Genomic DNA, 392 nt, shown 5'->3' on the forward strand with positions numbered 1-392 from the left:
TAGAGCCGTGTCGGCGGCGCTCCGCGCAGCCTGACGGCCACTTATGGTTGCCAACAACGACGCCTCGCTCTAGCATGTGTAAGTCACCACTTACTTAGAGAGCCAGCGCATGAACCTTCTTTCCAGCAAGCCCAAGCACCAGACCTGTGAACTCTACGCCGAGCAGTCCGTCCAGATGGCGGAAGATGCTCTGACCCGCATGAACGACGCGAGTGACCGCATGGCTGAAGCCATCGGCACCACGCAAGACCAGATCGACGTTCTTCTGGAGCGTGTGGCACGTCTTGAGCAGCGCAAGCACCACCTCGACGAGAAGATTGCCGGCATCAGCCAGGCGCTTTTCCAAGAGGATGTCGTCGAGTTCCCGCTGGGGCCTATCGGTGAGCTGGAAG

The 392-nt window shown here is 59.7% G+C and carries 1 protein-coding gene; it reads right to left on the reverse strand.

Annotation, left to right across the window (positions count from 1 at the left end; all coding sequences use genetic code 11):
- Positions 1-94 precede the first annotated feature (94 nt).
- The coding region (locus SCA31_RS22575) for a hypothetical protein (RefSeq protein ID WP_410699290.1) at positions 95-392 on the reverse strand (298 nt) is incomplete at its 5' end.

It is taken from the genome of Chryseobacterium sp. SIMBA_028 (assembly GCF_046535285.1).
GTDB lineage: Bacteria > Bacteroidota > Bacteroidia > Flavobacteriales > Weeksellaceae > Chryseobacterium.